This is a genomic window from Accumulibacter sp. (assembly GCF_023806635.1).
Lineage (GTDB): Bacteria > Pseudomonadota > Gammaproteobacteria > Burkholderiales > Rhodocyclaceae > Accumulibacter.
Window position 1 is genome coordinate 1 of sequence record NZ_JAMTDQ010000081.1, and the last position, 22,072, is coordinate 22,072.

Consider the following 22,072-nt stretch of genomic DNA (forward strand, 5'->3'; position numbering starts at 1 on the left):
TCACCCCGGAATAGCTCGGGACGGAGAGGCTTGAATAGGGCGGGACGTAACAGGCCTGCACATGGCCTGGAATTTCGTCCAATCGGGCGTGTTTTCCGGTGTCGTCTCCGGCGCCGTCAACCATCCCGGCCTGTTGAAGTCCACCGTGGAAGGGCCCGCCATCCTCACGGGCGGCACCTTCGGCCTCGAAGCTTCCATCGTTGCCGTGCTGGTCTGCATCGCCGCGGGCATCTTGATGCTGGTCCTTGCCATCCGCCGCGGCCACCTCGTGCGGCCATTCTGGCAGCGCAATGGCTGATCTGGCGCTACTCGCTTGCGGCCCGACGGGTCAGGATGGATCGTGCGAAGCCACGATCCATCCGTTGTGCGCACAGCATGGGCGCGAGTTGCCACACGCATTCGTCGGGCGCACGAACGCGCCCGCCAGGATCGTTGCCCGCTTCGCACCATTGCCCGTGGCGCCAACCACGAGAACGGGATGGCAAGGCCTACGCAGCCAGGTCGAAGACCAGCACCTCGGCGTGGCGCCCCTCGCTCAGGCGCACTTCGCGCTCGCCGGTCAGGGTCAACGCGTCGCCTGGCTCGAGCGGCTGCCCATTTACCGTCAAGGCGCCACGCACCAAATGCACATGACACGGGCGTTCCGGGTCGATGCTCTTGTTCACTGACTCGTGCCCATCGAAAAGGCCTGCATACAGCCTGGCGTCCGCGCGAATGCTGACCGAACCCTCCGCCCCGTCGCGCGAGGCCACCAGCGCCAGCTTGCCGCGTTTGAGCGAGGAATCGAAGAACTTCTGCTCATAGCCCGGTGCCCCGCCCGGTTCATCGGGCAGGATCCATATCTGCAGAAAATGCGTGGTCTGATTGTGCGCATGATTGTGCTCGCTATGGCGCACGCCGGTGCCTGCGCTCATCCGCTGCACCTCGCCGGGCACGATACGCGCCTCGTTGCCCATGCTGTCCCTGTGGAGCAGCGCCCCATCGAGTACGTAGCTGATGATCTCCATGTCTCGGTGGCCATGCGTGTCAAAGCCGGTGCCCGGAGCAATGCGGTCCTCGTTGATGACCCGCAGATTGCCCACGCCCATGTGGCGCGGGTCGTGGTAGTCGGCGAAAGAAAAACTGTGCCAGCTATCCAGCCAGCCGTGGTTGGCGTGGCCGCGATCGCCAGCCTTGCGCAGCGTCATCATGATGAATCTCCTTGATTTGGGAATTGGGCATCTGTTCTGAAAGCCCGACGGGCCAGGGAACAAGAGCACACGAAGCACCGTGCCGAGGCCCGGTCAGCGTGGCTCCGTCGGTCAGAGTTCCTATATTGGCATGGGTTCATCCATGCAGCCATCGCGACACCAGTCTGGTGTCGCGCGGCATGATGACGTACACCATGAGTGCCGCGATAACGGCCGCGATCATCGCCTTGGTCGCCAGCATGTGCAGGCCACCCAGCAGCGGTGCCAGGGCCCGAAGGCACGATCACGGCCAGCGGAAGGATCGCCAACTCCAGTCAGCCCCAAGCCAGTGACCACCAAAGCAGCAACCTTCAGCGTTCACGAACCACTGGCGACGAAACGGGCGACGATTCCGTCGTACCGTTGCGGCCAGTCGCGCAGCGCGGCGCCGTCGTCACCGAAGACGCTGCGCAGGAAAGCGAGCGAGAGTTCGCGCGTCGCCGCCTTGACCTGCGCGTTGAGCGCGAGGCCGCCGGTTGCGGCGCGATCGGTGAACATGCTGTGCGACCCGCCGGCGAACACCGCGAGCACCTTGCGGGCACCGGGCATCGCCTCGAAGACGCTGATGCGATCCTCGACTCCCGAATAGTAGCCGGGAATCCGGATGTCGTCTTCGGTGGCCGTGACGTGCAAGGTCGGCACGCGGACGCCGGCGACGATCCTCTGCAGATCGCTCTCGCCGTAGAAAGGCGGCGCCGAGATCAGGATCGCCCCCGCGAGGCGTGGATCGGCGAGGTCGACGACTCGCCCGTCGCGCTCGACGCGTGCGCCGATGGCGAGCAGGATCGTGTTCGCCCCGTACGAGTGCCCGGCGCCGACGATCCGCGTCGCGTCGACCCGTGTCCCGAGTTCCGGGTCGGCGAGCAGGCGGTCGAGCGCGAAACGCAGGTCGCCGACGCGCGCGACGGCTTCCTCCTCGCTCGCTGCGGCGTGCAGGCGCGAGACGAGGCCAAAGACGTTGCCGACCCACAGCGCGCGGTCGCTGCCGACGTGCTGCAGGTGCAGACTGGCGTAGCCCTGGCTCGCCCAGTAGGCGCCCAGGTAGCTGTATCCGCGCCGCGAACCGCCCATCCCGTGCGAAAAGACGACCAGCGGCAGCGCCCGGTCCTGATCGACCGTGGGCGGCAGATAAAGGCGCACGGGGACGGGGCGCTGGCGCGCTTCGTCGAACCAGTCGAAATCGACGGTGCGCAGCTCGGCCGCTGCGCCGGGAGCCACCCCGGCAGCCTGTGGGCTGGCGACCGGGATTCCCGCCGACGGCTCCGCCGATCGCGGCGCCTCGGCCACCGACGGCCAAGGCGCGAAGAGCAGCGCCAGCGCGGCGACCACGGCTGCGGCATGCGCACGGCAGCGACGGCCGGCTGAACCGAAGCGACGCTGCGGCGAGGTGAGCACGTCGGGAATGATCTGCGGGAAATGCATGTATGTCCCCAGCGGGTTTCAACCAAACCCGGCAAGACCGCATGGGGCGCGCGAAGTTTCCGGCCTCTTGCGCCAGCCGACGGCACAGATCCGTGCTTCCGGTCGCCAGCCGATCAGGCGACGCAGGTTCCATGCCGCGGACCGAGGGCTGCCGTCGACGTCGCCACCCGGGCAGGCGCCATTTTCGACGCTGCGCGCGTGCCGGTCCACCCGGTACTCGCTCCGCTCCGGCGACGCTGACGCAGCGCGACTGGTCGCGATGGAACGGCACCCACCTCGGCCGCACCGGACACGAGTCGACAGGCGATTCGATCCGCGCGTGCGTCACATGGGAACTGGTCGTAGCAAAGGCGAAACGGGTGGACCTTCCGTCTCGACCCACGGAACCATTCCGCTCAGCGCCGGCTGACGGCTGGCCGTGCAGGCGCCTTGGACCGCCGGCCGCCGCACGGCGCCTCCGATCATCGATGCGGGGCGCACCGCCTGACCCTGTGTCGCCTCATCTGCGCCGATGCCGGCATGTCGGCGGCTCGCAACCAGGATCGGCCCGAGCGGGCGCCGGCGTCTCCTGCTCGCGGTTTGCCCGACCGCCCGCGGCGTGGATGCCGGCGTTGCTTACCGGGTATCGGTTCCGCGCAGACTGCTCTTCGTGGCGTGCGCGCCGTCATTGAAAGCCAGTCGCCCGGGCAGGGCCATCGTGTCGCCCGTACGGGCCTGAACGGTCGCGGGATGGAGCGGGACCCTGCTCGCTGCCTCGGCAGGTGCGGCGCAGGGCGCGTGTTGCGCAATCCTGCCGGCCCGTTCGGCGCAGACCGGCGGCATGGTCTGACAACGTCGGTCGCTGAACTCGACCCGGCCGTTGGCCTCGCACTTGAACATCGGTCCGGCGCTGGCCAGCGGGGAAATCTGCAACCCGAGGACAACCACGACGAGGACTCGCACGTTCATCGCTCCCTCCCATGTTGGTTCATCGTCTCACTGCGGGTCTGATCTTCACACGCTTCGGCCAGTGGCCAGGTGCACAAAGTCACGGACCGGGGCAGGGACTGCGGCTGCTGTGCTCGCGTCTCGCGAATCCCGGCCGGCGCGGCAGCGACAGAGCGGTGTCGCTGGCCAGGTCGGCCGGCAGGACTGAAGTCCTGCGTGCTCATCGACGGCTGCTGCCGGACGGTGCGGGACGGCCAGGGCAATCGCATGAATCTTACACGAGACCCAGGAGCTGAGCCCGGAAGCTGTCGGAGGTTGCGGCGATGAGGCGCTGCACCTGGAGGCCGCCCTTGCGTTTGACCGGGGCGGTGCGTAGGAGGTTGAGGACGAGCTGGCGCAGGACCGTAAGGTTGTGGGCAGCATGATCGGTACGCGTGCGCGCCTGATCATCGCGGAAGACGACATCCATTCACCAGTGCAGACTGTTCTCGACACGCCAGTGCTGGCGAACGACGCGGTTCATTCGTTCAGCGTCCGGAGCGAGGCTGCTGAGATAATAGCGACGTTCGACGGATGTCTTGCCACCGATCGTCCGCTCGCTGGTGATCATCGCGAAGGATCTCTGGTCTGGCCAGCGTTCCGGCGCATGCAGGCAGTCGAGCTGGTCGAAGACGTGGCAGCGCCGCACCTCCAGACGGCCATGGTCTTTCTCGACGACTTCGTGAAACCGGTGCGGGGTCCGCTCCGGCGCGGCGTCAAAGGCGCTGACGAAATCTTCGATGGACTCGGCCAGGGTGGGCTGATTGTCCTTGACCGCCAGCACATAGTCGGCTCCGCGATCACGAATGGCCCGTGCGATGTTGGGCTGCGTCCCCATCGCGTCAATCGTGACGATGCAGCCTTCCAGTGCCAGGGTGGTCAGCAGTTCCGGTATGGCGGTCTTCTCGTTCGATTTCGCAGCCGTCGCACGCTGTCCCAGAACCACGCCGGCTTGGGCGGCGAAAGCGCTCACCAGATGCAATGGCGTGGCGCCCGCTTTCCCCGAACGACGACTCGTCTTGCCATCGATCGCGACGACTTCCTCGCGGCGCAACGTCGGCACGACCTGGCCCACCCAGCGCAGGAAAGCCGCACCGAACTCCTCGGGATCGATCGCCGCGAACACCCGCCCGAACGTGTCATGGCAGGGAATGCCGTGCTCCAGTTTCAGATACTGGCGCAGCCAGTCGAGCTTCTCCTTCGCCCAGACCTCGATTTCGACGAAGCCATCCGAACCCGAGAGCACCGCGCACACCGCCACCACCAGCATCTCCACCAGGTCGTGCTCGACCTTCTTCGCCTGCCGTGGATCCCGCACACCAACCCACACGTCCATCAACCGGACCCTGCCTCCTGCCTCCATGGAAAACTCCAAAAAGACAGAAAACTACACAAATCAGAGAGCTGTGAACAGCCCCTTCGTAAGTCCTTGCGCGTAAACGATTATTTTCGAGGGTTCACGACAATGGCATTCATGCGATCGCCCTGGCGGGACGGCTGCCGCGGTGGGCAAAGGGGGCCCACGCTGGTACAATCCTGCATACTGGTACAAGGGGCTTTGTCTGCGAGGTGGCGATTGCGCATTGACCGGTGTCGGCAGCGGGCCGTTCGTCCCGCTCGGCCCGCAGGACACGTCACCATGGTCCTCGGGTGAACCGCAGCGCGTGCCGACGCCGTGGACACTGCCGCGGATGGTGATGGAAAGAGTATCGATGGGGCCGCGAGCTCGCGCCGGAGTTGCTCGCAGCGTTGTGCGGGGTCTGTTGGCATGCCCCGGCGTCGGCGGCTCCGGGCTGGAGGTGGCGTGCTCGCGAGGGCGGTACTGATGAGCCGGGTGGACTGCCAACGCGGTGTGTCCGGGCAGGAGGGCGCGGGCCACCGTGGCCGGCGCTCGCGACCGCGTGCGGCGACGGTCTTGCGGCCGCAGGCAGGCCTTGGCCGCATGCTCGCGTGGATCGCCGGGGATTCGCCGGACCGTCACCACCGCCGCCTTCCGGCTTCGCCGGCCGACGCCTGCTGCCGCCATGGCTGAGGCGCTGGTGGCCGTCTGGCCTGGCAGACCATATCCCCTGGGCGCCACCTGGGACGGCGAAGGGGTCAATTTCGCCCTCTTCGCGGAGCACGCCGACAAGGTCGAGCTTTGCCTGTTCGACGAGGGCGGACGAATCGAGCGACAGCGCATCGAGCTGCCCGAGAAAACCGATCAAATCTGGCACGCTTATCTGCCCGGATTGCGCCCGGGGCAACTGTACGGCTACCGCGTCCATGGTCCCTATCGGCCAGAGGAGGGGCATCGCTTCAATCCGCACAAGCTGCTGCTCGACCCCTACGCCAAGGCGATCGTCGGCGCCATCGACTGGAGCGATGCCCAGTTCGGTTACCGCATCGGCAGCCCGCGCGAGGACTTGAGCTTCAGCCGCCGCGACAGCGGGCCCCGGATGTTCAAGTGCCGGGTGATCGATTCCGCCTTCGACTGGCAAGATGACCGCCGCCCGAACGTCCCCTGGCATCAGAGCGTCATCTACGAGCTGCACGTCAAGGGCTTTACCCGCCTGCACCCGCTGGTGCCGCCCGGACTGCGCGGCACCTATGCCGGTCTGGGCACCCCGCCGGTCATCGAGCACTTCAGGCGTCTGGGAATCACAGCGGTGGAGTTCCTGCCGATCCAGACCTTTGTCGACGACCGCCACCTGCTGCAACGCGGGCTGAAGAACTACTGGGGCTACAACTCGATCGGCTACTTCGCTCCCGACCCGCGCTACTCCGCCAGCGGGCATGTCGACGAGTTCAAGCATCTTGTCAGGACCCTGCACGCCGCCGGCATCGAAGTCATCATGGACGTGGTCTACAACCACACCGCCGAGGGCAACCATCTGGGGCCGACGCTGTCCTTTCGCGGCATCGACAACGCCGCCTACTATCGCCTGGTGCCGGGCGCTTCCCGCTACTACATGGATTACACGGGTTGCGGCAATACCCTGAACATGATGCATCCACGGGTATTGCAGCTGATCATGGACAGCCTGCGGTACTGGGTCAGCGAAATGCATGTCGATGGCTTTCGCTTCGATCTGGCTGCCGCCCTGGCCAGGGAACTGCATGAGGTGGATCAGCTCGGCGCCTTCATGGACATCATTCACCAGGACCCGGTCCTGTCGCAGGTCAAGCTGATCGCCGAGCCCTGGGACCTCGGCGACGGTGGCTACCAGGTCGGCAATTTTCCGGTCGGCTGGACCGAGTGGAATGGCAAGTACCGCGACGTCGTGCGCGATTACTGGCGGGGTGAGGGGGGACTGATCGGGCAACTCGCCTACCGTCTTACCGGATCGAGCGATCTGTACCAGCACAGTGGCCGCCGGCCCTATGCCAGCATCAACTTCATCACGGCGCATGATGGCTTCACGCTGCACGATCTGGTCAGCCACAACGAGAAGCACAACGCGGCCAACGGCGAAGAGAACCGCGACGGCGAGTCACACAACCGCAGCTGGAACTGCGGCGCCGAAGGCGAGACGGCAGACCCAGACGTGCTCCAGTTGCGGCAGCGGCAGCGACGCAACCTGCTGGCGACGCTGCTGCTCTCACAGGGCGTGCCGATGCTGCTCGCGGGTGACGAGATGGGGCGTACCCAGCGCGGCAACAACAACGCCTATTGTCAGGACAATGAGCTGAGCTGGCTCGACTGGGATCTCGCCGCGAGCCCCGACAACCGGGAGCTTCTGGGATTTGCCCGTCGCCTGATCGAGCTGCGCCGGCAGCATCCGGCGCTGCGGCGGCGACACTTCTTCCAGGGGCAGCGCATCCGTGGCGCGGGCGTGCGCGACATCATCTGGCTGCATCCCGACGCGAGCGAGATCGGCGACCAGGACTGGCATCATCATCATGCCCGTTGCTTTGGCCTCTACCTGATCGGCGAGGCTCTGGAAGAGCAGGATGAGCGCGGCCAGTGGGTGAAGGACGATGACTTCCTGCTGCTGCTGAACGGCCATCATGATGCGATTCACTTCACGCTGCCGTGGAAGGGCAACTGCGAAGTCGTGCTCGATACCGCTCTCGCCGAGTGCGGCGAGCTGCGGCAGCTCAGCGATCCGTCGTATCGCCTGGCGGGCCGCTCTCAGGTGCTGCTGACGCAGCCGCGCCGGGCGGGCCGAGTGGCGGAGCCAATCCTGCGCCGTCGGTACTTCATGCCCTTCGGCGCGCAGGTGCTAGAAGGTGGGCGGGTGCGCTTTCGCCTGTGGGCGCCGGCGGCCGAGCGGGTCGAGCTGTTGCTGCAGAAGCCGGGGGCTGGCGCCATCGCGCGGCAGATGGCATCGAGGGAAGCCGGCTGGTTTGAACTGAGCAGCGACGAGGCGACGGTCGACGATTTCTATCGCTACCGCATCGATGGTTCCTGCGAGGTGCCCGATCCGGCTTCCCGCTGCAATCCGGCCGGCGTGCATGGTGCCAGTCAGGTGATCGAGCCGGGGCTGTTCGCCTGGACCGACGGCAACTGGCGGGGCCGGCCCTGGGAGGAGGCGATCATCTACCAGTTGCATGTCGGCGCCTTCACTGAGCAGGGCAGCTTCGCGGCAGTCAGGGAACGACTGGACCATCTGGTGGAACTGGGCGTCACCGCGATCCAGCTGTTGCCGGTCGGCGCTTTTGCCGGCGCGCATGGCTGGGGCTACGACGGCGTGCTGCCCTTCGCCCCCGCCGCCAGCTATGGCCATCCGGACGAGCTGAAGGATCTGGTGCAGACCGCCCACCACAAGGGATTGATGGTGTTGCTCGATCTCGCCTGTCAGCATTTCGGTCCGGAGGGCAATTACCTGTCCGTTTACGCGCCGGCGTTCTTCGCCCCATGTAGCGGCGGTCTCGCCGGCAGGAGCATCGATCCGACGCTGGCGGTCGCCGGCGAATTCCTCATCCACAATGCCCTGTACTGGCTCGAGGAGTTCCATCTCGACGGCCTGCGACTGAATGCCGCCCTGTTGCAGGAAGGCGCGGGCGATTCCGATCTGCTCGCGGCGCTCGCCGACGCTGTCCACGAGGGACCGGGCAAACACCGCCACTGTCACCTGCTGCTCGGCCATGATCAGGGATCTGCCCGCTACCTTCACTGGCCTGATCACAGCACTCCGCGCCGCTATGCAGCGGTCTGGAACGACGCGGCGCAGCAGGCGATGCAGGACGTGTTGACCGGTGCATCGGCAGGCGCTGTCGGTACCGCCCGGCCCCTCGACCAGTTGGGCGTCTGCCTGAGCCGGGGATTCGCCGATGCTGGCTTGGATCGTCTGTTGCCGACCGCTTTCGTCACCTTCCTGCAGGACCACGCGCGGATCGGCGACCGGGCACTCGGCGAACGTCTGCACCAGTTGACCCCGGCACGGCCGCTGGGGGTGCTGGTCGCGACCGCGCTCCTGGCACCGATGCCGCCGGCGCTGTTCATGGGCGAAGAGTTTGCCGCCGCACAGCCGTTCCTGTATTTCTGCGACTTCAACCCGGACCTGGTCCCGGACATTGCACGCAACCGGCGCAAGTCCTTCGCCCATCTGCAGGGTTTCCGCACCGCGAGGACGCGGGCGCGAATTCCGGATCCCACCGATCCGGCGACCTTCCAGCGCTGCAAGCTGGACTGGAACAGCATTAGCCAGTCGCCGCATGCCGACTGGCTCGATTTCCACCGCCGCTTGCTGGCCGTTCGCCGACGGGAAATCTGTCCGCGGCTGGCCGGCATGCACGAAGAGGCCGTTCGCCACAACCTGATCGCCGGGCGTGGCCTGTCGATCCGGTGGACGCTCGGCGACGATTCGGTCCTGAGCCTGTTGGCAAACTACAGCGGCGTTCAGATCGAGGGACTGCAGCGGCCGGCCGGTTCAGTCCTCTGGGCGGAGCCACGTGAGGCCGAGCATGCGCTGACGCAGGGGCGGCTGCCGCCATGGTCGCTGCTGTGGGTGCTGCAGGATGCCGCCTGATGCCAGTTGCGAGAATCCTTTCCGGTGACGTCTGATGGACGTCACAACCGATTGACCTTCACCGAGGCAAGACAGAATCATGAGAGACAGCAAGATGAATGACGAGATGATCCGCATCGCCGAAGCACGCCACCACGATCCGTTTTCGGTGCTGGGAAGGCATCCGTGTCCCGAAGGCGTCGTCGTGCGGGCCTATATCCCGCACGCGATGGAAGTCTCCATCGCCGAAGGCAATCTGCCTCTGGTACGGGTTCCGGATTCCGACTTCTTCGAGTGGCGGGGTTCCGGCAAGAACCTTCCCGAACACTACCGCCTGATCTGGCGCGACACCTGGCACCACGACCATATCGCCCACGATCCCTACAGCTACCTGCCGCAAGTGACGGATTTCGACCTGCACCTGTTCGGTGAGGGCAGGCACTGCCACGCCTATCGCTTCCTCGGGGCGAACGAGCATGAGATCGATGGCGTCGCCGGCATCCTGTTCGCCGTCTGGGCACCCAACGCCGAGCGGGTGAGCGTGCTGGGCGATTTCAATCACTGGGACGGTCGTCGTCACCCGATGCGCGTGCGTCCGGGGAGCGGGGTCTGGGAACTGTTCATCCCCGACATCGCCCCGGGCATCTTCTATCGCTTCGAGATCAGGAACCGGAACAGCGGTGAGGTACTCACCAAGTCCGATCCCTATGGCCGGCGCTTCGAGATGCGGCCCGGCAATGCGTCGATCGTCACGCCGCGCTCGAACCATGTCTGGCAGGACAGTACCTGGATCGAGCGACGCGCCACCGCCGACTGGCAGCATGCGCCGATGTCCACCTACGAGGTCCATCTCGGCTCCTGGCAGCGCGGGTACGAAGGGGAGTTCCTCAACTACCGCGAGCTGGCGCGACAACTGGTCGAGTACGTGCGCCGCATGGGCTTCACCCACATCGAGCTCCTGCCGGTCACCGAGCATCCCTTCGATCAGTCGTGGGGCTACCAGGTCACCGGCTATTTCGCGCCGACGAGCCGCTTCGGGACCCCCGACGACTTTCGCCACTTCGTCGATCTCTGCCACCAGAACGACATCGGTGTCATTCTCGACTGGGTTCCCGCCCATTTTCCCAAGGATGCCCATGCGCTGGCGCGTTTCGACGGCACGGCGCTCTACGAGCACGAGGATCCTCGCAAGGGAGAACATCTCGACTGGTCGACGCTGATCTTCAATTTCGGCCGCAACGAGGTCAGGAACTTCCTGATTTCCAGTGCCGTGTACTGGCTCGACGAGTTCCACATCGACGGCTTGCGGGTCGATGCCGTGGCTTCGATGCTCTACCTCGATTATTCGCGCACCGAATGGGTGCCGAACCAGTACGGCGGCCGGGAGAACATCGAGGCGATCGAGTTCCTGCGCCAGCTCAACGCCACGACGCACAGCGAAGCGCCCGGCACGCTGGTGATCGCCGAGGAGTCGACGTCGTGGCCGCAGGTGACGCGCCCGACCTACATCGGCGGCCTGGGTTTCGACATCAAGTGGAACATGGGCTGGATGAACGATACCCTGCGCTACATCGGACAGGAACCGATATTCCGCCAGTACCATCATGACCTGCTCACCTTCAGCATGCTCTATGCGTTCTCGGAGAACTTCATGCTGCCCTTCTCGCATGACGAAGTGGTGCATGGCAAGGGATCGATGCTCAACCGCATGCCCGGCGACGAGTGGCAGCGTTTCGCCAATCTCCGGCTGCTCTATACCTACATGTTCACGCATCCGGGCAAAAAGCTGCTGTTCATGGGTACCGAGTTCGGCCAGGGTCTGGAGTGGAACAGCGCCGGGGTCCTCGACTGGTATGTGCTCGAGTATCGCTTTCATGCCGGCATGCAGACCCTGGTGAAGGATCTCAATCACCTGTATCGCGGCTCGCCCGCCCTGTACGGCAACGAGTTCGAGTGGCAGGGTTTCGAGTGGATTGATTGCCACGATTCGCAGCAGTCGATCCTCAGTTTCGTCCGCAAGGCTGGCGACGAGTTCGTCGTCGTGATCGTCAACTTCACGCCGGTCCCGCGGACGGACTACCGGATTGGCGTGCCGCAGGCGGGCACCTATCGCGAGGTCCTGAACTCGGATTCGCATTTCTACGGCGGTGGCGACATGGGCAACAGCGATCGGCAGCTCGTCGCCGAGGAGATGCCGTGGATGAACCGTCCGTACTCATTGACCATCACCGTGCCGCCGCTTGCCGGCGTGGTCCTCGCGCCGGGTGCGTAACGCCGTGCAGGGGCTGCCGCAAACGCCATCGCGGATCGGCAGCCTGTCGGACCTGGCGAGGGGAGATTCGCCGGATTTCACCATGCTGAACGAGCAGGTGGCGGCATCCTGCAAAGCCGCAGCTGCTCGGTGCCAGGTCGTTGGCAGGACTTCCATCGCGACCAGCGATGCCCCCTTTGCCCACCATCTTCAGTGGGCGCGGCGAATGCGTGCGGCATGCCTCGCAGACCTGGGCGAGAGCCCAAACCGGACCACCTTGCCGCGAAGATTGCCTGATGCAGGCCGTTGTTCCTGGCTGCCCCCCCGGGAATGGCGCTCCGGTAGCCGCGCGGTTCGATCGTCTGGACGCCCGCGGTCTCCGCGCGCGGTCGATGCCGACAAGCTGCTACGCCTTGGACCTGCCTGGACGTTCCTGCAGATACGCTTCAAGAGCGCGACACAACTCCTTCAGTTCGGCATCTATCCCGGACAACCTCGCGTCGATCGTGTCCCTGGACGGCTGCTCTTCGACCAACGCGAGTTGCGTGACGAGGCGTTCGGCGCCGAAATGGGCAACCAGGCCCTTGAGGCTGTGCGCCAGCCGCCGCAGTTCTGCCCAGTCCGTCCCCATCGCGGCGGCACGCAATGCGGCCATCTCGGTGGGTGCCTGTGCCAGGAATGGGTGGCCGATGATGTCGATGACCTCTGCGTCAGCCTGCGCCAGGCCGGCAGCGTAGCTCGTCGTCACCTCGACGTTGTGCGCGCGCCGCAGACCGGACAGGACATCCTGCAACTCCTCCCTCCTCAGTGGCTTGGTAAGGTAGCCGTCCACCCCGGATGCGAATCCTCTTTCCCGGTCGTCGGGGAGCACGGCAGCGCTGAGCGCATAGACTGGCGTGCGTCGGTCCGGACTGGCCTGTTCGCGAGCACGGATCTCGCGAGTGGCTGAAAATCCATCCATTTCGGGCATCTGCATGTCCATCAGGACGATATCGAATCGATCACGGGTCCACAGCTCGATGGCTTCGCGACCGTTGGCGGCAAGCGTCACCAGGTGTCCCCACCTGCCGAGAAGGTCGACCATCAGCTTCTGATTGATCGGGTTGTCCTCGGCAACGAGGATTTTCAGTGATGCGGGATTCTCGCGCAGTGAATACCGCGTGATCAATTGTCCGGGAACGAGCGGCGTCTCCGACAAACCAAGCAACGCAATGATCGACGCCTTCAGCTCCTCGGGACCGACGGGCTTGGTCAGGTAAGCGCCAATCCCGACCTGACAACAGCGGCTGGCGTCGCCGCGCGCGCCGCCCGACGACAACATCATCAGCAGAGGGCTCGCATTGGTCTTCGCTTGCGAAAGCAGGTTGGCGACCTCAAACCCGTCCATTCCCGGCATGTGGCAGTCGAGCAGAACGATGTCGAATGGTCTGCCTTCAGCAACGCTCGCCGCATGGACTGAGAGCGCCGTCTGTCCGTCCGGCGCTTCGACGACGTCCATTCCCCAGAGCCTCAGATGGCGGGCCAGAATGCGGCGATTCACCCGATTGTCGTCCACGAGCAATGCGCGCTTGCCGAAGGCGTCAACCATTACCCGGGTTGCCGCGTGGCCTGACGCCATCGCCAATGGAACGACGGCATGGAAGGTGCTGCCTTTCCCCACCTCGCTCTCGACCCAGATGTGGCCGCCCATCAATTCGACCAGGCGGCTCGATATGGTCAGGCCAAGTCCGGTGCCACCATAGTTGCGGGTTGTTGAGCTGTCCTGCTGGGTAAATGCCTCGAAGATGGCTTCCTGCTTTTCCAGTGGGATGCCGATGCCGGAGTCGCGTACGCTGAAGTGGATCCAGGAACGGTCGGCCTCCATACGCTCCACTTCGACCACAAGAACGATCTCGCCCTTCTCGGTGAATTTCACGGCATTGTTCAGGAGGTTGATCAGCACTTGCCGCAGTCGCCCGGGATCGCCAAGTACATGGCGCGGAACGTCTGGGTCGCAGTCACTCAGCAGCTCCAGATGCTTCGCTTCGGCCGCGAGCGAAATCGGCTTCAGCAACTCGCCAATCAACGCGGTCAGATCGAAGGAAATCACTTCGACACTCAATTTTCCCGCCTCGATCTTGGAGAAGTCCAGGATATCGTTGATGATCGTCAGCAAGCCCGCGGCGGAAGACTTGACGATGTTGAGGTATTCGCGCTGCTCGTCGGTGAGGTCGGTGTCGAGCGCCAATTCGGTCATGCCGATGACACCGTTCATTGGCGTCCTGATTTCATGACTCATGCTGGCCAGGAAGTCCGACTTGGCACGATTGGCATCCTCGGCACGGGCCACGCTGAGCCTGAGGTCATCAGCCATCCGCTCCAACTCGCGGCTCTTTTCGCGCAGCTGCTGCTCGCTCAGTTCGCGGCGTTCGATCTCGTCGGAGAGCGAGGCGTTCAGTTCCTGCAGGGCGGTCCGGCGCAGACCCGATTCAAGCACATCTTCCTGCAGCCTTTCGGCCCGTTGCCGCATGCGGTCATACATGATCGCACCGAACAGTACGAGCAAAGGAAATGCGCTCGCGAAATAGAGGAAAAGCCGCGAGGTGAGGTGGCCGTACAGGTTTTCGCCGGAGAAGATGGTCAGCAGTGACAAGGGCATGCCGGCAACCGGGGTCCTGACGGCAAGCAGTTCCTGGTCGTCTGCACCGGAACCGGCCGATCCTGTCGCAACGAGGTCGGAAGGGATCCGTGTGATCTGGTTCTCGGGGAACTGGACCAGGTTCCAGGCGACGCTTCTCCCGAGTGTCGCGTGCTGTCCCGGGAACTTGAGTTCCACAGCGTCGTCGGTGATCAACAGTTCCTGGTATTCCTTGCCTGCAGACAACGAAAGCAGGTAGCGCGAGAGTTGCCCGAGGTCGCCGATGGTGATCACGGTGCCGGCCACGGCGCCCTTGTAGCGGACTGGTGCAGCAGCGATGATCCGCCGATTGTCGGGATCGATGAACAGCTTCGCGGCGGCATGCGCTGCATCCTCCAGGGAGATCGCCGCGCCACCGGGTGTGAGAGCCACGTCGACAAGAATCTCGCCGGCGTCGTCGATGAACAGGACGCGACTGTAGATCGGCTCACCTCGAAGCCTCTTTTCCATCTGCCGCCGGAAACGAACCTCGATCGCGTCCAGGTTGGCGCTGAGCCCGTACTTCAGCGACATCCCGAGCGCCCTGTTTGCCAGGAAATTATGGACTTCGGGGACGTCGGCAAGCTCGGCGGCGCCGCTCAGCCGGTCGGCGGCAAAGTCGGCAAGCGCCGCGGCTCGCCGATTGCTGTCGGCGACGATGCGCACATCGGCCGCCGTCCGCAGTTGGTCCTGCGAACTGAACGCCTCCCACACGAGCAACCAGGAATAGCCGCAGAAGACGACTGCAACCAGCAGTGGCCAGCGCGCGCGCAGTCGCTGAAGCACGATTCGTTACCGGAACCCTCAACCCTTCCTGGCGAAGAAGTCCGGGAAATATCTTCGAATCCCCGGGTAATACTTGTTGACCAACTGGTCGTACGTGCCGTCAGCCCTGATCTTCCTGAGATATTCGTTGAAAGCGGCGCGCAGTTCTGGCGCCGACTTGGGGAAGGCGGCTGCCAAGTCCTGTTCCTCCGATATCGGCCCGAGAACCTTGATCTTTCCGGCCCACTTCTGCAGGTCCAGGATGGCGTCCGGTACGTCCAGCAGGGTCAATTCCGCATCCCTGTTCAGCAACGCCGGGACCATTTCATTGAGATTGGTGCTCTTGGTGTAGGTCCGCAAGTCGAGGCCCACCCCCTTGAGTCCATAGTTTGCCGGATCGAGACAGGTCCGCTCCATGACCAGCAGACTCTTCTTGCCGATCATCGCCTTGGTCTCCTGGATGTCCCTGGCGAGACTGCTGCTCCCCTTGATCGGCGACTGGGGGGAGTCGGCGCGTGCAACGAGCAGGACCTGCGACGGGAAAGTCGGTTCGGAATAGAGAAGAACCCTTTCACGCCACGGCAGCACGGTGAATCCGGTGGCGATGATGTCTCCCCTGACCGGGAAGTCGCCCTCCAGTGTCACTTCGTCGCCCTTGCGCACGACATTCTTGCCCAGCAGGTCGCGAATGACGTTGTAGAAGTCGGTGTAAACGAGTTGATAGCGGACGCCGATATGCTTGGCAAAACCCCTCACCAGATCCACGTCGAAGCCATCACCATCACCGGTGACGAAATTGGCGTAGCGGATGCCGAGATGACGAAGCTCTCCGCGTGCCTGGATCTCCTTGAGGTCGGCCGCTGCGGCAGGTCCGACGAAAAGGGAGGTGACGAAAATCAGGAGGATACTGAACAACATCCTGGGAATGGTCATGGTCGAATCTCCGGTAGGCGAAGCAGGTGAAGTCAGGCAAGGCTTGTCATTGCTGCTGGGCGTCATCCGTGTCGCCATAACGCTCGCGGATGTCGAGGACTTCCTTCCAGGCATCAAGAAACACCGCCACGCATGCCGGGTCGAAATGGGAACCCGAATTTTCTCGAAGATAATTGGCAGCGCGGTCGACTTGCCAGGCTTTCTTGTACGGGCGACTCGACGTCAGGGCGTCAAAAACATCCGCCACCGCGACGATTCGCCCGTACAGTGGAATTTCCTCACCAGCCAGGCCGTTCGGATAACCGCTGCCGTCGTATTTTTCGTGGTGGGTGCCGGCAATTATCGCAGCCGTCCGCAGTATCGGCGAGCTGCTGTCGCCGAGGATGTCGTGGCCGATGCTCGCATGCTGCTGCATGATGGCGAACTCGTCGGCAGTCAAGAGACCCGGCTTCAGCAGGATTTCGTCGCGCGTCCCGACCTTCCCAACGTCATGCATCGGGGCGGCTTCAAAGATCAACCGCTGCTCTTCATCAGGCAAGCGCAGCCCCGCCGCAATCAGGCGTGAATAATGGGCCATGCGCATGATGTGTCCCCCGGTTTCCGGATCGCGGTATTCTGCCGCCCTGGCAAGACAGAAGATCGTTTCGCGTTCGCGCTCGGCGATTGTTCTGGTGGCCGCCGCCACTTCCACGGCCAGCAGTGCCGCACGATCCGCAAGCAGCTTCTGGCCGCGCCGCAAGGCAGCCATGTTCTTCATTCGCGCGGTGAACTCGTGCTTGTCAACCGGTTTCGTCAGGAAGTCGGTTGCACCGGCCAACAACGCATTGTAGCGAGTCTCGACGAGATTGTTGGCAGTCACCATGACCACCGGGACTTCGCCCATTCCCGGAATCTCGCGAAAGCGACGTATGAACTCGATGCCGTCAGGAGCAGGCATCATGTAGTCGACGACGACAATGTCGGCTCCGTGTGTTTGGCACCATTCAAGGCCGGCCGATGAGGCACTGAAACAGCGGGGCTCGATGTCCTCGTTGCGCATCACGAGATGCTTGAAGAGCAGCAGGTTGATGTCGGAATCGTCAATGATCACGGCAGTGAGTTTCACGGCTGGGGTCCTTGCTGGTGAGGATGACGACGCTTCAAGGCGGGATGGCACGTCCCACAGGGACGTGCCCGGGCCCTCCTCTGGTTCACCGACATGCGTGCGGGCTGGATCGATTGGAAAGTCCGATCAGAGACAGTGGGTCGACAAAGGTCAGCAGCCTCGGCGACGACGCATCGAGTATAGGATCCGCCTCAACCGCGGTCAATCAGAGGGTTGCACGGGAATGGACGCTCCCCCTTCCCTTCGGCTGTGTCGCACCGCTTCATCGCCACACGGCCCGCTTTCACACGAGCCGATTCATTCGTGGTGGCCATGATTGCCCCGTGCGGCGTCGCCAGGTCCGGATGACCGGTCGGCATGTGGTCGCGGCGCTGGTGGCCGAACGACATTCGTCGCGGGCCTACTTTTTGCGGCTCGGCCGCTTGGCGGCGCACGCCTTTCCGGGTAGCTCCAGGCTCGACTGGTAGGCAGCGACCGCGAGCAGTTCATCGTCACTGTAGCTGCCGATGATCCCGACCATCTCGCGGTTGACGCCGGAACGTCTGCCGTCGCGGATTTCCGTCATCTGGCGCAGGAGGTACCTGTGGTGCTGCCCGGCAAGCATCGGATAGCCTTTGTGGCGTGAACCTTCTCCGCTCGGCCCGTGGCATGCGCTGCATGTCCTGTCGTAGAGTGCCCTGCCGGCTGTCACCTGCTGCTCGGCATCCGCAGCGTCGTAGCGGCCGTTGCCGGCCTGGATGCACAGCCCTTCGAGGTAGGCGGCAAGATCGGCCAGATCCTGCGGATCGGCCAGTACTGCGGCAAAGGGGTACATCGTCGAGTTGTGCCGCACACCGCTGCGGATGTCGGCCATCTGCTTGATCAGCACGCTGCGGTGCTGGCCCGCGAGTCGCGGAATGTCGCCGTCGGGACTCCCTCCCGCCGATGCCATGTGGCAACTGCGGCACAGCGCATAGAGCCGCTCGCCGCGCTTGCGGTCGCCCTTTCGTTCCAGCGCTTCGTTCGTCTCGCCCGGCAGGGCCTGCCATGGGTAATCCTTGACCGGGACACCCTCAGGCCTGACTGGCGACGGATCTGCATGCACCAGCGCCGTGGCCTGCAGCGCCAGAGACAACGCCAGAACCAGCTTCTTCATTGCCCACCCCCAAGCTCTTCGAGACTTGCCGCTTGCCATCCGGCAGGCAGCACACCGGTTGGTCGCTGCCGGGAACCGCGGCAGCGGTTTGTCCCTTTCCCGCCGTATGGCCGCAGCCCACGCCATGTTGCCACAGCGCGGTTGTTCATGCACTTGATGAGGGAGCCCGCAAGCCGCACTCAGTGCAGTGGGGTGCGACAAACGCATCGACATTCATGCGGCAACGAAACGGTAACCCACGCCCGCCTCCGTGATGATGTGTCTTGGCTGCGACGGGTCATCCTCGATCTTCTTGCGCAGCAGCCCCATATAGACCCGGATGTAATGGCTGTCTTCGGCATGCGATGGCCCCCACACCGCCTTGAGCAGTTGGCGATGGGTCAGGACACTGTCCGGATGGGTGACCAGGAAGGCGAGAAGCCGGTACTCGATGGGTGTCAGGTGCACGGGCTCTCCTGCCCGCTCGACCAGCCGTTTGCCGAGATCGACACGCATCCTGCCGAATTCGACGACCGTGGATCCGCTGCCGGTAGCGCTGGAACGGCGTCGCAGCTGGGCACGAACACGAGCCAGCAGCTCCGCTGCCCCGAAAGGTTTCGTCAGGTAGTCGTCGGCACCCGAGTCCAGAGCTCCGACCTTGTCCGCCTCCGTTGTCCGTGCCGACAGCACGATGATGGGAATATCCGACCAGGCGCGCAGGTCGCGGATGAAATCCACGCCGTCACCGTCAGGCAGGCCAAGGTCGAGCACGACCATTTCCGGTCGGCGGGTGCCGGCGGCGATCAGGCCACGCTGCATGGAGTCGGCCTCGTAGACCTGGCAGCCTTCTGCTTCCAGCGACATCCTGATGAAGCGCCTGATGTTCGGCTCGTCCTCGACGACGAGAACCACGGGCAGCGAGTCGCTCACGTCAGGCTTTCCTCCTCGGCGCCATCCAGTGAAGGTGGAGTCCCACGCGGCAAGGAGAACACGAAGCGTGCGCCACCACCACGGCGGTTCCCTGCCCGAATGGTGCCACCATGCGCAGCGACAATGGCGCGGCAGATCGCCAGCCCGAGACCGACTCCTGAGGTTGCACTTTCCTTCTGGCCGCGCTCGAACTTGCTGAAGATCAGTTCCTCCTTGCCAGCCGGCAGCCCGGGTCCGTCATCCTCGACCCAGATCTCCACCTGATCGTGGGAGCCCGGCGCGGCGCCGATCTCGATCATGGTTCCGGCGGGTGTGTATGTGACGGCGTTCTCTAGGAGGTTGCACAGCACACGTTCGACCAGTACGGCGTCGAATTCCAGCAAAGGTAGTTCGTCCGGCAGGTTGACGTCAACCCGATGGCCAGCCATCGTCGATCGCATCGCCTTGATGGCGCTGCCGACCACTTCCTCCAGTGGTTGCCACTGTCGATTGAGCTTGACGGCACCGGCCTGCAGGCGAGCCATGTCGAGCAGGTTGTTGAACAGGGAACTCATGCGCAACGCCTCTTCGCGCATCGATGCGGCGATGTCGCATTGCTCTCCCGTTGGCGGCGGCTGTGTCATGGACATCGAGTCGGCCAGAGCGACCAGCGCCGCGAGCGGCGTGCGCAGATCATGCGAGATCGCCGACAGCAGGGAATTGCGCAGGCGCTCAGACTCCATCTGCACCGTGGTCGCCCGCGCCACATCGACGTAATGGACACGTTCGAGGGAAATGGCGACCAGCCGGGCGAAGGTGTCGAGTAGGCGACGCTGCTCGGGGGCCATCAGCCGCCGTGGGTGGCCCGGCTCCAGAACCAGCACGCCGCGCGTGCGCATCGGCGCCTTGAGGGGAATGTACAGGAGGGGACTGCCGGCGAGGGTGTCGGTGCCGCAACCGGCCTCGGCACAGTGGTCGAAGGCCCATTGGCTGATGCCCACGTCTACCGCTGGGCCACCGCCGGGCACCTGAATCGGTTCGTGCAACCGGTCTCGCTCGTCGGCGAGCATGATGGCGGCACGGGCGCCGAATCCGGTCGCAGCGAAACGCTGGCTGATTTCGGCGATCTGCTCCGGCATCAGCGCACCAGACAGATCTCGCGACATCTCGTAGAGTGCCCGGACCCGCTGTTCGCGGCGACTGGCGACGCGGGCCTGGAACTTGAGGTCCGCCGTCAGCTTGGCGGTGACCAGGCCGACGGCCAGCATGACGGCGAAGGTCATCAGGTATTGGACGTCGCCGACGGCGAACGAAAACCGCGGCGGCACGAAGAAGAAGTCGAAGGCCGCCACGTTGAGGAAGGCTGCCGCGACCGCCGGGCCGAGACCGTGGCGAACTGCAGAAAGAACCACCGCCATCAGGAAGAGCATGGCGATGTTGGCACGGTCGAACACCGTGTGCAGCGGCATGGCAATGAGCGTCACCAGCGCACAGAAGACCGAGCTCATCGCGAAAGACTGCCAGGGGGCGCGCAGCCGGTCGAGCAGCGACTCGCCGGTCGATTCCGCCTCGTGCCGCCTGTCGGCCGGCGTTTCCCCGCGCGCGACCTGGATGATGTCGAGATCGGGTGCAAGCTTGCCGACACGGTCAGCGAATGAGCGCTTCCAGGGTCGCCAGGCCTGCGCATGGTCGCGGCCGACAATGACCTTCGACAGGTTGTGGTCGCGCGCATAGTCGATGATGGTCGCGATCGCGTCGCTGCCGGAGAGGCTGGCTGTTTCTGACCCCATCTCCTGTGCCAGCTGGAGACTCTTGAGGATCTGCAAGCGCCGCTTTTCCGAGAGATGTCGCAGTTCCGGCGTCTCGACGTAGACCACGTGCCACGGCACGTCGAGCCTGGCGGCAATGCGGGCGGCGCTGCGGATGATGCGGTCGCTGCCATCTCCCGGGCCGATGCAGGCGAGAAGCGACTCACTCGTCTGCCAGGCGCGCGTGACCGACTTGTCGCGCCGATACTGGATCATTTCGCTGTCAACGCGGTCGGCAGTGCGGCGCAGTGCGAGTTCGCGCAGCGCGATCAGGTTGCCCTTGCGAAAGAAATTCTGGATCGCGCGCTCGGCCTGCTGCGGCAGATAGACCTTGCCTTCCTTGAGTCGCTGCAGCAGTTCGTCAGGCGTCAGGTCGACGAGAACGACTTCATCCGCGGCATCGAAGACGTGGTCAGGAACGGTCTCCCACACCCGGATGCCGGTAATGCCACCGACGACGTCGTTGAGGGTCTCCAGGTGCTGCACGTTGACGGTCGAATAGACGTCGATACCGGACGACTGCAGTTCCTCGACATCCTGCCAGCGCTTGGCGTGGCGCGAACCCGGCACGTTGGAATGGGCGAGTTCGTCGACCAGGAGGAGGGCAGGCTTGCGCGCCAGGGCCCCGTCGATGTCGAACTCCTGCAACACCCTGTCACGGTAGGCCACCGCCTTCAGGGGCAGACGTTCCAGTCCCGTCAGCAGGGCTTCCGTCTCCTTGCGGCCGTGGGTTTCGACGACACCGATGACGACGTCCGTACCCTGCTCGTTCTGCTGGCGCGCGGCCGACAGCATGGCGTAGGTCTTGCCGACACCGGCCGAAGCGCCGAAGAAGATCTTCAGCTTGCCGCGGGCGGCACGAACCTCCTCTTCCTTGATCCTGTCGAGGATTCGATCGGGATCGGGGCGGCTGTCCTTCATCTTCTTCTTGCTGCTCCTCGAGGCGAGAGCCAGGTTGCTGGCGTCAGAGGGCGCGACCGC

12 protein-coding genes and 1 pseudogene are annotated in these 22,072 nt (G+C 64.3%); 3 read left to right on the top strand and 10 right to left on the bottom strand.

The features are described 5' to 3' along the window. The first annotated feature begins 61 nt into the window (after nt 1-61). Complete coding sequence (locus tag NFW30_RS13960) at nt 62-298, top strand: hypothetical protein (protein ID WP_295356087.1); 237 nt, start codon at nt 62-64, stop codon at nt 296-298. Nucleotides 299-488: 190 nt separating this feature from the next. Here NFW30_RS13960 and NFW30_RS13965 read toward each other — a convergent pair whose 3' ends face one another. The 4 genes and pseudogenes from NFW30_RS13965 to NFW30_RS13980 all read right to left on the bottom strand — a co-directional run bounded on the left by NFW30_RS13965 (nt 489) and on the right by NFW30_RS13980 (nt 4,980). Continuing rightward, the gene (locus NFW30_RS13965; RefSeq protein WP_295356089.1) at nt 489-1,190 is read right to left on the bottom strand and encodes a pirin family protein; all 702 of its coding nucleotides are present in this window, start codon (nt 1,188-1,190) and stop codon (nt 489-491) included. Between the two features lie 357 nt (nt 1,191-1,547). Continuing rightward, nucleotides 1,548-2,651, bottom strand: coding sequence for an acetylhydrolase (locus NFW30_RS13970; protein WP_295356090.1), 1,104 nt, complete (start codon nt 2,649-2,651; stop codon nt 1,548-1,550). A gap of 615 nt (nt 2,652-3,266) precedes the next feature. After that, nucleotides 3,267-3,599, bottom strand: a complete 333-nt coding sequence (locus tag NFW30_RS13975; RefSeq protein WP_295356091.1) for a hypothetical protein — start codon at nt 3,597-3,599, stop codon at nt 3,267-3,269. A gap of 253 nt (nt 3,600-3,852) precedes the next feature. Further along, a pseudogene (locus tag NFW30_RS13980) lies at nt 3,853-4,980 on the bottom strand (ISAs1 family transposase). Between the two features lie 661 nt (nt 4,981-5,641). On the opposite strand from NFW30_RS13980, the gene glgX reads away from it, so the two are divergent. Both glgX and glgB read left to right on the top strand, forming a co-directional pair. Further along, on the top strand, nt 5,642-9,571 hold the full coding sequence (glgX, locus tag NFW30_RS20105; RefSeq protein ID WP_363322112.1) for a glycogen debranching protein GlgX: 3,930 nt from the start codon (nt 5,642-5,644) through the stop codon (nt 9,569-9,571). Between the two features lie 79 nt (nt 9,572-9,650). Beyond that, on the top strand, nt 9,651-11,822 hold the full coding sequence (gene glgB / locus NFW30_RS13995; RefSeq protein WP_295372301.1) for a 1,4-alpha-glucan branching protein GlgB: 2,172 nt from the start codon (nt 9,651-9,653) through the stop codon (nt 11,820-11,822). Nucleotides 11,823-12,207: 385 nt separating this feature from the next. Here the strand turns inward: glgB and NFW30_RS14000 are convergent, their stop codons facing one another. From NFW30_RS14000 to kdpD, 6 genes are all read right to left on the bottom strand, one after another. After that, on the bottom strand, nt 12,208-15,243 hold the full coding sequence (locus NFW30_RS14000) for a response regulator (protein ID WP_295356095.1): 3,036 nt from the start codon (nt 15,241-15,243) through the stop codon (nt 12,208-12,210). A gap of 18 nt (nt 15,244-15,261) precedes the next feature. Continuing rightward, complete coding sequence (locus NFW30_RS14005; protein WP_363322113.1) at nt 15,262-16,155, bottom strand: transporter substrate-binding domain-containing protein; 894 nt, start codon at nt 16,153-16,155, stop codon at nt 15,262-15,264. A 46-nt stretch (nt 16,156-16,201) separates the two neighbouring features. Next, a complete protein-coding gene (locus NFW30_RS14010) occupies nt 16,202-17,260 on the bottom strand; it encodes an HD domain-containing phosphohydrolase (protein ID WP_295356097.1) in 1,059 nt (352 codons plus the stop codon). A gap of 400 nt (nt 17,261-17,660) precedes the next feature. Then, a complete protein-coding gene (locus NFW30_RS14015; RefSeq protein ID WP_295356099.1) occupies nt 17,661-18,395 on the bottom strand; it encodes a c-type cytochrome in 735 nt (244 codons plus the stop codon). Nucleotides 18,396-18,608: 213 nt separating this feature from the next. Further along, nucleotides 18,609-19,304 carry a two-component system response regulator KdpE gene (gene kdpE, locus NFW30_RS14020; RefSeq protein ID WP_295356101.1) on the bottom strand — a complete coding sequence of 232 codons (696 nt, stop codon included), beginning with the start codon at nt 19,302-19,304 and terminating at the stop codon, nt 18,609-18,611. After that, nucleotides 19,301-22,012 (bottom strand): two-component system sensor histidine kinase KdpD, encoded by a 2,712-nt coding sequence (gene kdpD / locus NFW30_RS14025; RefSeq protein WP_295356103.1) that lies wholly within the window; start codon nt 22,010-22,012, stop codon nt 19,301-19,303. The genes kdpE and kdpD overlap by 4 nt, the downstream gene beginning before the upstream one ends. Nucleotides 22,013-22,072: the final 60 nt, after the last annotated feature.

Coding starts and splice junctions, on each gene's coding strand:
- NFW30_RS13960 (WP_295356087.1), top strand. CDS start 62: ATGGCCTGGAATTTCGTCCAATCGGGCGTGTTTTCCGGTGTCGTCTCC.
- NFW30_RS13965 (WP_295356089.1), bottom strand. CDS start 1,190: ATGATGACGCTGCGCAAGGCTGGCGATCGCGGCCACGCCAACCACGGC.
- NFW30_RS13970 (WP_295356090.1), bottom strand. CDS start 2,651: ATGCATTTCCCGCAGATCATTCCCGACGTGCTCACCTCGCCGCAGCGT.
- NFW30_RS13975 (WP_295356091.1), bottom strand. CDS start 3,599: ATGAACGTGCGAGTCCTCGTCGTGGTTGTCCTCGGGTTGCAGATTTCC.
- glgX (WP_363322112.1), top strand. CDS start 5,642: ATGGCTGAGGCGCTGGTGGCCGTCTGGCCTGGCAGACCATATCCCCTG.
- glgB (WP_295372301.1), top strand. CDS start 9,651: ATGAGAGACAGCAAGATGAATGACGAGATGATCCGCATCGCCGAAGCA.
- NFW30_RS14005 (WP_363322113.1), bottom strand. CDS start 16,155: ATGACCATTCCCAGGATGTTGTTCAGTATCCTCCTGATTTTCGTCACC.
- NFW30_RS14015 (WP_295356099.1), bottom strand. CDS start 18,395: ATGAAGAAGCTGGTTCTGGCGTTGTCTCTGGCGCTGCAGGCCACGGCG.
- kdpD (WP_295356103.1), bottom strand. CDS start 22,012: ATGAAGGACAGCCGCCCCGATCCCGATCGAATCCTCGACAGGATCAAG.